This window comes from Mesorhizobium sp. M7A.F.Ca.CA.004.06.1.1 (genome assembly GCF_003999135.1).
Lineage (GTDB): Bacteria > Pseudomonadota > Alphaproteobacteria > Rhizobiales > Rhizobiaceae > Mesorhizobium.
The window spans coordinates 1-761 of sequence record NZ_RZPQ01001314.1; the positions used below are offsets into that span (position 1 = coordinate 1).

Below are 761 nucleotides of genomic sequence, written 5' to 3' on the forward strand. Positions count from 1 at the left end.
GTCCTGCACTCTTCGGCCTCGGCCGCCTGGGCCGCATGAGAGGCCAACATGAGGGCGGCCAAACAGACGCCGTTTGCAAGGATGCGCAACATTTCGGTTCTCCTCATTCGTGAAATTGACCAATCGGTTTTTTTATTGTCCCATGGGTCAATTCTTGATCTGAGCGGACGAAAATGTCAACGTGGATTCGAAATGCATGGACCAATCCCGTGAAACTCAAGCGTCTCAGTGAGATACGCCGCAAGGAGCTGCGGCAGGCGGCCTTCGTGGTTCTGGAGCGCGAGGGCATTGCCGGCGCGACCCTGGAAAAAGTGGCCGCTCAGGCAGGTGCCTCCAAAGGCATCGTGCTGCACTATTTCCGCAACAAGCAGGAACTGTTCGAGCACGCGATGCGCGAAGCCAATGCCGTCCTGTGCCAGGCGGTGATCGCGCGGCTTCGCCGGGCGCGTACGCCGATGGAGCGCATGGATGCGGTGATCGAGGGCAATTTCGAGGAGCATCTGTTCCAGCCGCCTCTGTGCCATGCCTGGCTGTCGCTCTGCGCCGAGGTGCCGCGCGACGAGAAGATGGCCCGTATCCAGCGGGTGATCCATGCGCGCATGCGCTCGAACCTGTTGTCGGGCCTGCACGGCCTCGCCTCGCCGGCGGATGCCGACGACATCGCGCTTGGCGTCACGGCGCTGATCGACGGGCTTTGGCTGCGGCTCGGCCTGCAACCGGGCAGCGTCTCGCGCGAACAGGCCGTCCGCCAGGTCAAGAAT

At 62.4% G+C, this 761-nt stretch carries 1 protein-coding gene; it reads left to right on the forward strand.

All coding sequences use genetic code 11. The features are described from left to right. Positions 1–173: 173 nt before the first annotated feature. The coding region (betI, locus tag EN906_RS36015) for a transcriptional regulator BetI (protein WP_127375866.1) at positions 174–761 on the forward strand (588 nt) is incomplete at its 3' end.